This window comes from Acinetobacter sp. TAC-1, assembly GCF_029025845.1.
GTDB lineage: Bacteria > Pseudomonadota > Gammaproteobacteria > Pseudomonadales > Moraxellaceae > Acinetobacter > Acinetobacter guillouiae.
The window spans coordinates 1,526,350-1,541,511 of the sequence record NZ_CP118892.1 but is presented as its reverse complement, the minus strand read 5'-3'; the positions used below and the strand labels follow the sequence as shown (position 1 = coordinate 1,541,511).

13 protein-coding genes are annotated in these 15,162 nt (G+C 40.6%); all 13 read right to left on the bottom strand.

From position 1 onward, the window contains the following. Positions 1–33: 33 nt before the first annotated feature. Positions 34–1,629, bottom strand: coding sequence for an aldehyde dehydrogenase family protein (locus tag PYV58_RS07075; protein WP_051670994.1), 1,596 nt, complete (start codon positions 1,627–1,629; stop codon positions 34–36). Next, on the bottom strand, positions 1,626–2,072 hold the full coding sequence (locus PYV58_RS07070) for a cupin domain-containing protein (RefSeq protein ID WP_034611855.1): 447 nt from the start codon (positions 2,070–2,072) through the stop codon (positions 1,626–1,628). Before PYV58_RS07070 ends, PYV58_RS07075 begins: the two co-directional genes overlap by 4 nt. Further along, entirely contained in the window at positions 2,069–2,800 is a 732-nt protein-coding gene (locus PYV58_RS07065; protein WP_034611853.1) for a dimethylmenaquinone methyltransferase, read from the bottom strand. Before PYV58_RS07065 ends, PYV58_RS07070 begins: the two co-directional genes overlap by 4 nt. An 8-nt stretch (positions 2,801–2,808) precedes the next feature. Further along, the gene (locus tag PYV58_RS07060) at positions 2,809–3,741 is read right to left on the bottom strand and encodes a VOC family protein (RefSeq protein WP_034611849.1); all 933 of its coding nucleotides are present in this window, start codon (positions 3,739–3,741) and stop codon (positions 2,809–2,811) included. Positions 3,742–3,760: 19 nt separating this feature from the next. Next, positions 3,761–4,303 (bottom strand): flavin reductase family protein, encoded by a 543-nt coding sequence (locus PYV58_RS07055; protein ID WP_051670991.1) that lies wholly within the window; start codon positions 4,301–4,303, stop codon positions 3,761–3,763. A 34-nt stretch (positions 4,304–4,337) separates the two neighbouring features. Beyond that, a complete protein-coding gene (locus PYV58_RS07050; protein ID WP_034611845.1) occupies positions 4,338–5,897 on the bottom strand; it encodes a 4-hydroxyphenylacetate 3-hydroxylase N-terminal domain-containing protein in 1,560 nt (519 codons plus the stop codon). Positions 5,898–6,597: 700 nt separating this feature from the next. After that, positions 6,598–8,064, bottom strand: a complete 1,467-nt coding sequence (locus PYV58_RS07045; protein ID WP_034618313.1) for a hypothetical protein — start codon at positions 8,062–8,064, stop codon at positions 6,598–6,600. Between the two features lie 733 nt (positions 8,065–8,797). Then, positions 8,798–11,383: a TonB-dependent hemoglobin/transferrin/lactoferrin family receptor gene (locus tag PYV58_RS07040; RefSeq protein WP_034618314.1), complete on the bottom strand. Its 2,586-nt coding sequence runs from the start codon at positions 11,381–11,383 to the stop codon at positions 8,798–8,800. A gap of 189 nt (positions 11,384–11,572) precedes the next feature. Continuing rightward, a complete protein-coding gene (locus PYV58_RS07035) occupies positions 11,573–12,169 on the bottom strand; it encodes a hypothetical protein (RefSeq protein ID WP_034618315.1) in 597 nt (198 codons plus the stop codon). An 88-nt stretch (positions 12,170–12,257) separates the two neighbouring features. Beyond that, entirely contained in the window at positions 12,258–12,863 is a 606-nt protein-coding gene (locus PYV58_RS07030; protein ID WP_275059735.1) for a type 1 fimbrial protein, read from the bottom strand. Between the two features lie 90 nt (positions 12,864–12,953). After that, positions 12,954–13,541, bottom strand: coding sequence for a type 1 fimbrial protein (locus PYV58_RS07025; protein ID WP_275059734.1), 588 nt, complete (start codon positions 13,539–13,541; stop codon positions 12,954–12,956). A 776-nt stretch (positions 13,542–14,317) separates the two neighbouring features. Then, positions 14,318–14,701, bottom strand: a complete 384-nt coding sequence (locus tag PYV58_RS07020; protein WP_051671134.1) for a hypothetical protein — start codon at positions 14,699–14,701, stop codon at positions 14,318–14,320. Between the two features lie 2 nt (positions 14,702–14,703). Next, complete coding sequence (locus PYV58_RS07015; RefSeq protein WP_034618359.1) at positions 14,704–15,018, bottom strand: type II toxin-antitoxin system Phd/YefM family antitoxin; 315 nt, start codon at positions 15,016–15,018, stop codon at positions 14,704–14,706. Between the last annotated feature and the right edge of the window lie 144 nt (positions 15,019–15,162).

Below are 15,162 nucleotides of genomic sequence, written 5' to 3'. Positions count from 1 at the left end.
TAACTCAATACTTCTAACTCGATATTTTTTAACTCAATATTCCTCGCCCACTTTTCCTGATGAAAGACGAATGTGTGAATCCCAAGCACTTTCACGACTCCAGTTAATGCATACGCTCTGGCGACGCACATAACCTTTCCATGAGTCTGATCCTGCGGTACGTCCACCCCCCGTTTCCTTTTCACCACCGAATGCCGCGCCAACATCTGCCCCGGTTGTTCCCATATTGACCCGAACAATACCGCAATCACTTCCTGCTGCAGATAAGAACAGTTCGATATTGCTTAGGTTTGAGCTGTGAATACCTGAAGCAAGCCCCTGCGCAACGTTATTATGAATAGCAATGGCTTGTTCAAGGTCGTCATATGGCATCACAAATACAATCGGTGCAAAAGTTTCGTGCTGTACACAATCCCATTCTGGTTCGACATCCGTAATCAAACATGCCTCCACATAAAGCCCCGGACGGTCAATGCGCTGCCCCCCATAAACCACTTTAGCACCAAGTTCCTGAGCACGCTGAATCGTTGCCTGATATTGCGCTACCGCAGCTGCATCAATCAGTGGACCGATGATGGTCTCTTGTTCACGTGGGTCACCAATACGGATCTGATCAAACGCCTGTTTAAGCAATTCAATCAGTTCATGCATGACACTGCGGTGTACAATCAGACGACGAGTACTGGTACAACGCTGGCCTGTGGTTCCCATCGCCCCAAAAGTAATGGCACGCGCTGCAAGTTGTAAATCAGCAGTTTCATCGACAATACAACCATTATTGCCTGAACATTCGAGCATATATTTACGCCCCAATGTCTCGCTTACGATACTTGCCACTTTTTTACCCACACCCGTAGAACCTGTAAATGACACCATGTTGATACGTCGATCACGGATCATCAGTTCAGCCACAGCGCTATCCGCAGGAATAAACAAAGAAAAAACCCCTTCCAAATTCATTTCCAGCATGGCTTGATTGGCCAGTTTCTGTAAGGCAATTGCGGTCAGTGGAACTTTAGGGCTGGGTTTCCATATCACCGTATTGCCACCAATGGCTGAGAGGAAAGCATTTTGCGCCCAAACCGCTGCGGGGAAATTATAGGCACTGATCACCCCCACCACACCCAATGGCAACCATTGATCATACATGCGGTGTTTCACCCGTTGCGACTGTAAGGTAAAGCCATACATCATGCGGGACTGCCCTGTCGCAAGGGTTGCCATCTCGACCACTTCTTTGAGCTCACCTTTGGCTTCCATCACGGATTTACCTGTATCTAGCGCAACGATACCCGCCAAGGCCTGCATGTTTTCCTGTACCAACTGACCAATACGTTGCACCAATTCACCACGGCGCGGCGCTGGAACCATGCGCCATGTTTTCTGATATGCCACTGCAGCCTGTATAATTTCCTCATAATCTTCTGCGTTAGATGCTGCAATTTGCCCCACTGTTTCATTATCAGCCGGACAAACTGCATAAATAAGTTCACGCCCTTCAAGCGTAGACCAACCTTGTTTTACACCAAAGGAACCTGCATGCAGTTGATCCAAACCAAAAGTTTTTAACACCTGTTGTGTATCAAACAGTGCATCTTCTGCATATTTTTTTTGTGCAATATTCATCATTGTTTTAACCTATTCTCTTGATTTTCTTTCTTTACAAAATCACCAATACTTTCATCTGTGTGATATGCAGGCTTTTCGTAATAATGTGGACCATCATAAATCTCGATCAGCCGACTAAACTGATGTGCCAGTGTAGGGCCATGCGGATGGTCTTTCGGGTTCATATAAAAGCAGCCAGATTTCAGTATAAAACCCACATCGATATATTCGTATTCACCTTCAAGGCAGAACATAAACTGATTGGACGCATGGATATGCTTGATCGGGATACAGCCACCTTTTTGAAATTCAAGCAGTGCAATCGTGCCACCAGTGTCTACATTCTTCCAAAGGAAATACTGACGAAATCCATACTCAGGAAAATTAATCCATTCATCATCATTGAGTTCAGTGGTATTGAGTAGCACCTCCAAACTTTTAAATGTTCCTGTATTGATATTCATTCTTGTTGCTCCTGTTTTTGCTCAGCTTTCCATCTGCTGTATTCCAAGCGACTTTCTGCTGTGGCGGGAAAAAGCCCAAAAATGGATCTTCCCTGTCGAATATGCATCGCAGCAAAAGCTTCATATTCGCAAGCATCCAGTGCTGCATCCGCAACCTGATCCACCAATGCCTGTGGAATGACCACCACACCATCCCCGTCACCCACCACAACATCACCGGGATAGATCGCAACACCACCACATCCAATCGGTTCATTCAAAGAGATCGGATGTAATGCTATCGGCGTTGCTGGTGGTGCATTGTGTTTCTGAAAGCAAGGCAAACCCACTGCATAAATTGCGGGAGAATCACGATAGCCACCATCGGTGACTACCCCAGCAACACCACGATATTTAAGTCGGGCTGCCATCATGTCTCCCATACTGGAGCCACGAGTACAGCCAAAAGCATCCATGACCAGTACAGCCCCTTCGGGACATTCCTCAATGGCACGGCGATGCAGATTGTCATCACGACTGTAATTGCTCATCCTGCTCAAATCTTCACGTGCAGGGATAAAGCGCAAGGTATAAGCAGGTCCCACCAATTGTTGCTGAGTCGTACTTATGGGATAAATACCCTGCATAATCACGTTACTAAAACCATGTTTGAGTAAAACGTTGGCAATATTCGCCGTACCCACCCGCATCAGTTTTTCACGGGTCGGAGCCTTTAATACGTATGTCATAAGATCTCCTACTGGAAAAACTCCAGTTCTGGTGCCATGCCCCATTGTGTGGTTTCGGTTGCAGTACCGTTGAATTTCATCGGCTGTGCATGCTGATCAAGCATGTCACCATCGGTATAGTGCTCGACCCTAAAACCAAAGGGATCTTTCCAGTAGTCAAAAATCTGGCTACCGAGCATATGCCGTCCAACCCCACAATCCAGTTGATAACCCTGCGTGACAAGATAATCATGTGCGGTCATCACCGCATCCAAATCAATCACTTCAAACGAACAGTGGTGCACACCCACCCAGTCCGACTGCAAAATCAAAATCGAGTGATGATCTACTTTTTCTGCACCTTGGTTAAAGCGTAGGAACGTTCCCACAATCGGCCCGTCTTCACCGGGTGGGACAAAGTAATCTGAGGGAAGCAAATCAAAACGTTGCTCAAGCCATTGCACCGATGCATCATGATGACTGACATGCAGTACAAAATGCCCAAGTTTGATCGCCTGACAAGGTTTACACGTTACCCGTATAGATTCATTCAAGCGTGGTTTACAGGTGGCATTGTTTAAGTCAAAAGCCTTACGCTCTGTGATATCAACATGTTTGTCTCGTCCCCAAATGGCTTTGATTTCAAAACCGTCTGGCATGTGCATGACCACTTCATAGCCACCGCCTAGTTCAGATGAAAGCTGTACCGCTGAAGACCCCTCAAGTTTGGCCAGTTCAGTCAGATCTTGCAGACAAGACACCTCAATTGAAGCACCAATAAAATGCTGCTTTTCCGCACGATAGGTCACATGTATATGGTGTTGCTCGCCACTGCCCCGCATATACAACACCTCATCAGTTTTATTGACACAGCTCAGACCAAAATCCGTCATAAACTTTTCCATGACCGCCAAATCTGGCGCGGCATACGTCACCTGAGCAATTTCAATGGGTTTCACCATATTTCAATTCCTTTTCCTGTTAGCCTGCAATCTGAGCGTATTTCCCACTGTGAAACACCAGTGGTTTTACCCCGTCTTGTTGCTGTAAATGCGTGACCAGTCCAACAAATAAGGTATGATCACCGCATGGATAGCTAAACTGCAGTTTGGTCACCACCTGAACAGCAGCATTTTTGATCACAGGAAAATCCGCGATATATTCAAATTCGGGCTTAAAATCTTCATCGTGCTTCCCAGCAAAATGGTTACTGACCTCTATCTGATCTTCATGCAAAATGCTGATACCAAAATACTCACCCAAACTGATTTTTTCATGTGATGCTGCGCTATTGCCAACTGAAACCAGCACCATGGCGGGTTCCAATGAACCTGACATAAATGCATTTGCTGTCATGGCATGGGTTTGTCCATCATGACAAGAAGAAATCACCACCACACCTGTTGCAAATTTCCCCATCGCCTTGCGAAATTCATGTGGTGTAAAATCCACATCGGTCTGGTTTGCTTGCATGATCTTCACCATTTCACCCAGTGTTGTTCGCTGTAAGTTCGCAACTGTCATTTTCTTGGTCCTTCTATTGACGCATGCTGCTGAATTAATTTTTATTTAAAATACTCACATCATCAGGGTTGATCAGGTCGGGAACGGTCCAGCCATAAATGTCATATTCATCCATGGCTTTTTGAGCAAAGTCCTTACAATAATCGAGCATCCCTCTAGACTGTGCCGCAAACAGATTGGTCTGGCGGGTCACATCATTACTGCCAAGATAGTTAATTTCATAGAGCTCATGCCGAGCGCCAAATTCAGTACCAATCGCATCCCAGAGCATTTTCATGACTTTGACACGCTCAATCGCATCTTTACCATTCGATCCACGAAGATAGGTGGCGAGATAACCTTGAATGTGGGGATTTTTAAAATCATCGGCATGGGAATTGAGATAAATCAAACCACTTGCCACGATCTGTTCAATGATATTTTTGATTTTTGGCATCGCCAATTGGCTGATGACTCTATAAGCACCTGCATGATGTGGATCTGGACGAATCATGCCATTCCAAGCTTCAGCACTTTTCGCCATTGCATCTGACAATGCCCAAAAGGTATTGCGCCATGCAATCACTTCGCCCATCTGAGACATCACACCGTGAAATTTGTCTGCGCCTGTAATTTCGAGTGCTTTTGCTAAAGTACCGACTAAAAAATCAAGTTTGACCGCAAAGCGTGTACAGCCATGTAAAGAGGCACGCTCTAAATAACCGGCTTCAGTGTTATAAGCATTTGCTTGTTGTAAATTGTTATAAATAAAAACGTCTTCCCATGGGATAAAGACATTATCCAATACCAAAATGGCATCATTTTCATCAAGGCGGCTTGACAGTGGATAATCAAATGGACTGCCAAGCACTGCTGCACGATACTCATTTGAGGTACGGCAAAGTAATTTCACCCCAGGTGCATTGGTCGGTACGATAAATACTGGGGCGAATGCTGGATCTTGAAACATCACTTGCCCGACATGTGCAATAAATGTGAAATGGGTTAAAGCCGAGCCTGTGGCAACAACTTTAGCGCCAGACACATAAATGCCTTGCTCATCTTCCTTAACGACACGAATAAAAACATCTTTACCTGCGTCCGCGCCAAGACCACGGTCAACAGGTGGGTTCATCAATGCATGGTTAATAAACCAAGTTTTTTCTTGTGCTTTTCGATACCAACGACGTGCGTTTTCTTCAAAACCTTTATAAAAATCTGCATTTACCCCCAGTGTTCCAATAAAACAGCCTTTATAATCAGGCGACCTCCCCATCCATCCCCATGAAATACGTTGCCATGCCGCAATCGCATCACGTGCAGCCACTTGCTCTTCAACATTATGGGCAACACGAAAAAAACGATGAGTAAAACCACCCCATTCTGTCGGTGTGGTTAAAATATCCTTGGTTTCAGGTGCATGTAAGGCATCATACATTCTGGCAATCATTCGTGCTGAATTACGAAATGCAGGATGCTCGGTAATATTTTCTACCCGCTCACCATAAATCCATACTTCACGCCCATCATTGAGACTGTCTAAATACTCCTGTCCTGTAAATGGAATATAGTCCTTGTTCACTGCAACACTTTCAGTATCTAATTTACTATTCATGTCCCATATCCTTATATTCACTTTATTTATAATTGCTTAATCTTTAAGCATAAAATGAGGTTAACAAGGTTATTTATATGCGTCCAATCATGTATTTAGTTCACATATATAACCTTTTTATTATGAATAAAAATTGCTTAAGCATTAAAAAAGCCACGTTCATAACAACATGGCTTTTGAGTGCGAATACCCGTTAGTTGAATAAAATTTTTGGCTCAATATTCGAAAATCTCCACTTACACCACGACGACTATAGATCACTTACTTTGAGAAAGTAGCTGAGCGACTTGAAATACAATGAATGTAAGCAATGCAAAACACCAGTTTTAAAATACAGCCTTTAACTGGGTTTAAGTTAATAATAAATCTTGTATAGTCCAACCTGTCAAAAAACTCAGACCCAAGAATATAATTTCACTTAATCAATATTTTTAATTAGATCAATTGCATGGAAAATAAATTGTTTGATTATAAAAAAAGCTTGCAATGCCACACCTTACCTTCAAAGTTTAAATACCTTTGCGTAGGCGATGCCTAACTTTTCGTAGGGGATGCCAAACCTTGCGCTGCAAACAAAGCAGTGCTTTGTTTTTGCTCATGTTGAGCGAGGGGTACGTCCTATACCCCCGCCCAACGGCGACATCCATGTCGCCACACGGTAGGATAACCAGCTAGGATTCAAAAGCACAAAATTTGAGTGTCAATCCGCTGCATCCAGTGCAACATCAGCCTCGACAAAATGGGTTGCTGTTCCTTCTGGCATCAATTTTCTAAGTATAGGATACAACAAGAAAGTTAAGCCCAATGTCACAAAGAAACCCAGTTCAAACATTTTGCTTGCGATCAACGCGATCCCAATACCCGAAGCAATAATCAAGGTAATTACCCCTGCCCAATTGCAGCTTTCAACCTTTGCCGTCTGCAATGAAAACTGCCCTTTCCTCACATAGTAATAGTCAATAAGCATCACGCCACACAAGCCCATGGTCATACAACCCAGATAAGAGAGCCAAGCGACAAACTGACCTAGAATCCCAGCCCCGATCATCATCAAAGCAAAAATATTACCAAGCACCACCATAAAGGCGCGCCCCGGTTTTTTGCCAGTCAACGCATCCAACAGATTAACCAATGCAAGTGAACCCGAATAAGCATTGATCGCTTGTGCTTTGGCCTGTGCAGCATAAATGGTGACAAATCCAACCCAGCCCGCAAGCACCACAAAAAATGCACCGGTATTGGTCATGGCAAAACCAGCAGCGGCTTCAGACGCCTGTTGTGGTGACAGACCCGCTTGACGATGCATCAGATATTCAGCCACTTCGGGTATGCCACCAATCACCACCAACCCACCCAATACAATCATAATCAGGTTTTGCATAATCGGCCCAGCCATCGCCAAAACTTTAACATCCTGAGTATTACGGCAATATCTAGCAAAATCGATTGTGACCAGTGCAATTGTACCTGCAGTTGCCCCCATCAGAACCAGTGCCGTGCTGAGTTTTGGCCAGAACCCACCAGCAACTGAACCCGTAGAATTAAAAACCAGCATCGGGTCCATACCGCGCACAGCATAAAGGTGATAAATCATATAGAACGTGACCACCAGTGTAATCACGATCATGTATTTTGAAACTCTTAACGCAAGTTGCAAACCAAATATCGCCAACAAAATCCATGCAAGGGTCAACACTCCATACAAGGATATTTTCACCAGTATGGTATCTTGCAAGTTGAACATCAGCAGCGTTCCTTCATACAATAAGGCACTTTCCAATGCCAGAAAGCCCAGAATCATAAAGGCAAAAATAGCTGCCCCCAGTGATGAACCTTTGACACCAAAACCGAAAAACCGTGATGTGACCGTACTCGACATACCCGTTTGAAAAGTCATCTTTCCAAGGTAATAACCCATGCTATAACCAACAATGGTTGCGATAAATCCTGCCAGTAGCCCAATCCAAAAGCCTGAAAGTAATACTGTAAATCCACCAACGGCAAAAATGACCAGCGCTGTTGCAACGCCCATTGGACTCATCGCCAGTTTAAACCCACTCTGACGCTCTGCCATGGGCACACTGACCAATGCATGATCCTCGACAGCTTGTGCGATGGTGGATCCAGCCTGATTTACGTTCTGTGAACTATTTTTATTTGTATTCATCATCGTCCCTTTTATACAGATCCTAATACACCAATCCTCTGGTGATCATTTATAAACAGTGATTTATCTGTTTAGCCTGAAGGTATTTTTTGAATGAATAGATGCCAAAGTCCAATCATCTTTCGATGAGAATTCATAACCGAATGGATATATATTGCATCGAGATCGGTAAATCACTAAATATCTTTAATAGATCGAAAAATGATCATATGGAGTGAATTATATTGGTATTGAAAGTTCCTTCTCCTCTTTGGGAGAAGGCTAGGATGAAGGGGCTTTTATGTTGATTTAAAAAGGACTTATGAAAGAAGTCTACTGATAAAAAATTATTATTTTAGTCACTTGAATGTATGGTGATTTGTTAAACCTTGCGTTAATGAAAAAATGAGCAGTGAATATCAATCCATGTCATGACTACTATATAAATTAACCTGCGTTTTTGTATTGTTAAATCATACAAGGTGGTTCTATCGTGTGGCATCGCCTACACAAATCTATTTGAATTTTGAATATAAGATGTGGCAGTGCAAATTCTTCAGTCTTATGAATTATCTTTTATAAAATGCTATAAATTTCATGATTTATAAGACTTCACCTCATTTAGAAATCATCTAAAAAATATACTTTTATAAGAAAACTATTCTATAAAAAACGAGAAGTAAAACTTAATCCTTAAATCAAATTTACTTCTCGCAATCTCATGTTGTCATGTCAAATATTAAACACAGACCTATTAGAATTTCTGCGAAATACTCACCTTATAGTCTCGACCTGTACCTGTCATATATTCACCCAAATACATTTTGTAATCACGATTAAATAAATTATCAATCGAGAAATTCAGCGTTGGTCCTTTTGCACCAATTGGCTGCCAATCGGCATAAACGCTATGTAGTGAATAACCTTTGGTTTTAGGTAATGAAAATGAAGATGCCGCAATCGACTTATCATTGTCCGAAAGGCTTCGGTCTTGTGCAGCAACAAAGATCCCTCTCCATCCCATAGTTAAGTGATGTTCAGGCACATTTACCCCTAAAGTCGCTGTGGCTTTTTTAGGCGGAATATTGGTCATCCATGTTTTTTGATCAAACCATGGATTTACAGGGGAATTATCACGTTGCCCGCGAATATAGGAATAGGTTAAACCAGCAAACCAAGTCGGCTGATTATAGAAAGCTTCGGCTTCATAGGCTTTGATGGTGTAATCAGTCACATTACGATAAAAACCACGATCATAATTGCCTTTACAGTCTGCTACGCTGCCTTTTCCAGTATTTGCATTGTTTTCTGCTTGTGCTTGACAAAATGTTGAGCGATTGCGAAATATCTCATCGCCCCCGCGATTATGATGATAGGTTAAACGCACTTGCAGATGATCTTCATCACTAAATACATCATCAAAATTCATCTCATTGCCAACACGAATCGCCAACATCTTTTCAGGCACTAAATAACGACTGGTTGAGGGAACAGTGGTTGCTGCGGATTGCACATAATATTGTTCATCGACACGAGGCGCACGCCATGTTTTACTCACATTCGCAAACCATGTCATATAGTCGGCCTGTTTCCAAGACATTGCCAAACGTGGCGACCAGCCCGTATAAGTTTTACTGGAATAATCATGCCCTGCCGCTGGATCATTAAATCGTGATGCACGATTTGGCTTGCCGTTATTTTCAATATGATCATAACGGAGCGATGGCGTAATAACGAAATTGTTAATCTGATATTGATCTTCAATAAATGCACTCAGCATTTGTTGATCGCCAGCAGGCATATAGTTCGGTTCATAATAACCAAAATTATAATCTGGCTTTTTGGCATTGTTTTTGTCATAAATCAGCGAGTTTTGTTCCATTTTCTGGTATTGCGCGCCAACCTTTAATTTATGCGTGCCCAGTTTTGTTTCAATATCACTGATATTACTCATTTTTAATGCTGTATTGGTATAGGTTACCCAGCTTTCATTGCCTAACAATGCTGCTGAACCCGTCACACTTGGCAAGCGTAAATCATGCTGATAGGTCTTGGAATAGGATGCGACAGCTTTTAAGTTTAGATATGGGTTAGCATCAGGATTGAATTCATAACTTGCAGAATAACTGGTATCTTCCTGATCACGGTCGACCAAACGGCGTTTCCAAGCTTCATCATAGCCATACTTAGCAATATCTGCCTCAGTCGGCACTGCATCTTGATCACGCATAGCTGCAAAAGGCTCCCAGCCTTCATGCCCACTGCGCATGGCATTTAAAGAAATTTTATGACCATCGGCAGGATAAAAGTTCAGTTTGGCTAAATAGGTTTCTTGCTCTTGCCCTGAATACAAAAACTCAGTTCCATCTGGTCGCTTTACATTGCCGCTGTCTCGGTTGGTATAGTAAAACAGCCCATCGACCAGCCCATTGTCGGCTTTACCATATACAGCGCCTGTATAGGTATTTTGACTGTTATTGGAAAAACGAGAATATTTTAAAAATGCGCCAATATTTTTACCATCATCCAGTAAATCTGTGGCATCTTTAGTTTCCAGTGTAACCTTACCACCAAAACCACCATTTCCGACTTCAACGTTATGTGGTCCTTTATCCACGGTAATTTTCTTTAAAATCTCAGGTTCAATAAAGACTGAACCCTGTCGATATTTATCAAAGGTTTTAACAGAATCGTCCAAGGTAATGGGTACATCGGCTACCCCGCCCATGCCGAGAATATTAATCGTTTGCCCTCCCGGACGTGGCGATCCTGCTGAACCGACACTGGGCATATGATCGAGTAATTGTGCAACATTATTGGCCTGATAACGATCAATCGCTTTTTGATTGAGTACACTCTGACCAAATTGTATGGTGTCTTTTTTTACCGCCTCGACCACAATTGGGGTCATCTGATAAATTTGGTTTTCAGCATTTGTGGTTGAAGTTGCTGTTTTTCCTGTTGCAATGTTTGCTGTATTGACTACAGGTGTTTGTGTAGCAACAGGCTTTTCAATAAGTAGATAACCTGCTGAAGTTTTTTGAATCTGGAATGGGGTATTCTGCACCAATAATGCAAAAGCCTGATCTAGGGTATATTTACCCTTCATCGTCTTTACCCGATAACGATTGGTTTTTGCTGGATCGAGTAACAACGATACATTGGCTTGCTGTGCCAAGCTATTTAAAGCTTGAGTCAATGAACCGCTTTGCACTTGATAAAAGCCAACAGGCGAAGCGTTATTTGCATGCGTTTGTATACTGATTGCACTCATAGACAGTGCGATTGCAACAGCCATTGCAACTGGCTTTATTGCATTCTGATATAAAGATTGAGACATTCTCTACCCACCCAAGGTTAAATGATAATCATTAACTTCATTCAGTTAAAATAATCTGTGTTTTCATGTGTTCTAAGTTATATGACGAAGCAGAAACAAAAAAACCGCAATGAAATGCAGTTTTTTTAAATTTTAATTTTCTAAAGCAACAGCAAATGCATGATTATCTACTTAGCCAACACACAAAAATTAATTATAGTGCATTGTATAATTGATAGTTGCTGTGACATTTTGGGCATCGACAATTGCTGTCTTAGAAATATATGCTACATAATAACTTAAATATGCCACTGCATAAGCACCCTCAAAAACAGGACTTTTCGCCTGAGTTCCCCAAGGTGCTGAAAAATCTACAGGTATTCCATTTCTAGTCGTAATTTGAAAAAAAATAGGATTTGTAGTGGAAGCATCTAAGGCTTTGTTGACCAATAGAGTTTTATCCTCTGTATCCAAGTCAGTAGGTGGTGAACTTACACTCAAATGAATCCCTTTAAAGGCTCTAGATGTTGCTACATCACAAACACCCGTACCTGTAGCATTTAGTAACTCCATATAAATGAGTTTTTTACTTAACGCTACATTTGGATAAAACCCTGATTTAGGTACAGTGGGCAAGTTAAGCGTTAGATCTTTAGTACCGCTTGCATCACCGCCAGCACTATGTAATATACATGTTCCGTCAGTCACGACACCATTGACTGTAATGGTTCCATCTACAGCAAACACGCGACTACATGTCAAACTTAAAGCCAAAGCACTCAATGTGGCTAAAGTCAGTTTCTGCATTGGATACATCTCATAAGATTTGAATAAGTTTTAATTTTCTCAATCATCAATAAATCTAAACTTCATCAATAAAATCAACAGACAAAATTTAATTATAGTGCAATGTATAATTTATCTTTGTCGTGAAATTTTGAGCATCGACAATCCCCGTTTTGGAAGCAACTGCAACTATGTAATATACATATGTTTCACCATCAGCACGGATACGTACTAAGCTTTTCTCCTGAGTTCCCCAAGCCGCAGAAAAATCTACAGGTCTACTGTTTTCAGTCTGCATTTGAAGAAAAATAGGATGTGCCTTAGAAGCACCACCTGCACCTGTGGCTTTATTCACGAGTAAAGTTTTATCTGTCTCATCCAAATCATCTGGTGAAATTGTACTCAGATGTATCCCCTGAAAGGCTTTACTTGTTGCCACATCACAGTGAGCTGTACCTGCTGCATTGGTTAACTGTAGCGTAAATCCATAACGCATTGGCACTGGAAGTGTAGGCGTAAACCACGATTTAGGTACAGTACCTAATGGAAAAACGATATCTTTTGAACCAATTGCATAACCACCATCACCTTGCAATGTACAAGTTTGATCCGTGATAGCACCATTGACGGTAATGGTGCCATCTACAGCAAAAACGTTTGTACACGGCAAAGTTAAAAGCAAAGTACTCAATGCCGTTAAAATCAGTTCCTTCATTGAATCCCCCTTTTATAAATTTTTAATCATTTTAAATTGCTCAATCTTCAGTAAACGTATACTTCCTAACCAAAAACAACAGAGGCAAATTTAATTATAGTGCATCGTGTAATTTACAGTTGCTTGTACATTTTGAGCATCGACAATCCAATTCTTAGCAACGTACCCTACATAGTAATAAAAGAATGTACGAAGACCAGAATAAGAAATAGAGCTTTTCGCCTGTGTTCCCCAAGGTTCAGAAAAATCTACTCGACTAGCAGTACCAACACCGTCAGTACGTATTTGAATAAAAATAGGATTTTTAATGGATAAATCTGCAGCTTTATTGACCAATAAAGCTTTATTTTCTGCATCCAGATCAGTTGGTGAAATAGCACTCAGATGTATACCTCTAAAGGCATAATTTGTTGCTGCATCACAGAAACCTATACCCGTAGCATCTTTTAACTCCATATCAATTCTCCCTGACACTGTATTAAATTTTGATTTAGATACAGTGGGCAAAGTAATCGTTAGATCTTTATTACCGCTTACACCACTACCACTACCTTGTAATATACAGGTCCCATCAGTGATAACACCATTGACGGTAATGGTTCCATCCACAGCAAAAACGTTTGTACACGGCAAAGTTAAAAGCAAAGTACTCAATGTGGGTAAAGTCAGTTTATTCATTGAATCAGCCTTATAAAGCTTTAATAAATGCGATAATTTAACGATGCTGTGATTCACATTCGGAGACATGGTAATTTCAACGAAAATAGATAGGTCTAAATATATAAACGCTGTTGCTGTTCACTTTAAAACTCTGCTTATTTCAAGCTAGAGTCTATTTTAATATTTATTTTTATTTTAAATTTCCAACAATTTAAAATAAAACTTCATGCTGACAAAAATATCCGCATATCACAATATTTTTAAGTTTACTTTTTATCATGCAAATTCATTACAAAAAATCATGTATAATTTTTTATTGTTAAAATTCATCATCATAAATAAAACAAATGATCAAAAATTTAATTTTATTTTAATTTTAAACACCATTTCCAACATATCAAAATATGACTAAACATCAATAAAAGCATTTTCTCATTATAGATTTAACCCGACTAAAATAATATGTTTTATGAATTTGCAATCATATAAATGACCTCATCATCCAGCTTCCTTATTAAGATCTTCTATACCCATCCAAAGTGTTACCATCAACATCATTGACTGAATATTCATTAAAGCACTTATGGTTTTTTATAAAATGATGTTCAATCGATTTCGTTCATCAATCAAAAATGATCGTGGGGCGTAAATCATATTGCTATTCAAAGTGCTTTCTCTCTTTGCAAAAAAGTGAAGATGAAAGGGATTTTTATATTGATCTATGCTTTTAAAAAAGACTTATACAACAAGCCGAGTGACAAAACAAAAAAACCGTAATAGTACGCTTTTTATTGCTAAGGGTTTTCTTTAGCGTTAGCTTTATTATACGCTTCCAAACGTTTTTTGTAGGTTTGAATGAACCTAGCCAACTCTTTAATATCAGTGAAACTTAACTGACCTGTATATTTTCCACTTTTTAATATTTCCCGAAAATCAAAGCTGATTGTGCTACTAATATTAATATAAGATGCCTTTTTTAAACCCGCCTGCCTCCAATCTCGAATCGGATAGTAGTGCAACTTAATAAAATCTGATTTGCCCTCGTACTGACGTGTAATTGAATCCAAAACTACAACAGTGAAATGAGTTTTACCAATTTCAACCGTATATCGTTCTTTCCCTTCAAGCGAATCTAAGTCAAATTTAACGAAAATCCGATAGATATCACCAACAGCCATGTTTATTGCCCTTCTGCTTCCTCAAACACACCGCTTGCATTTAAACGCATATATTTGATAGGACAACCTGTTAGCTCAGCAATATCCAAAAGATCACCAACCATCTGTTGTCCAAGCATTTCACGTCGAGCTGCTTCAACGATTTCCTGCATGTTTTGAAATTCTTCAAAACTCAGTACAACGGCTTCGGGCTTATTGTTCGTGCAAACGAAAACAGGTTTATGGTTTTCTTTGACACTTTCAACAATTTTGCTCCATGACTTACGAACATCGGTCGCAGAAACAGTCGCACCATGAATAAAAGTGAGTACACTCATATCTAAGACCCCATACTATATGCTAAATATTATAGTATATTTGACATATAATATAACAATACCTTTTATATTCAACATACACCTCCTGACTTTCAAATAGCAAAAAACTCAAAATACTCAATAAAAAACAAAAAGTTATAAAAG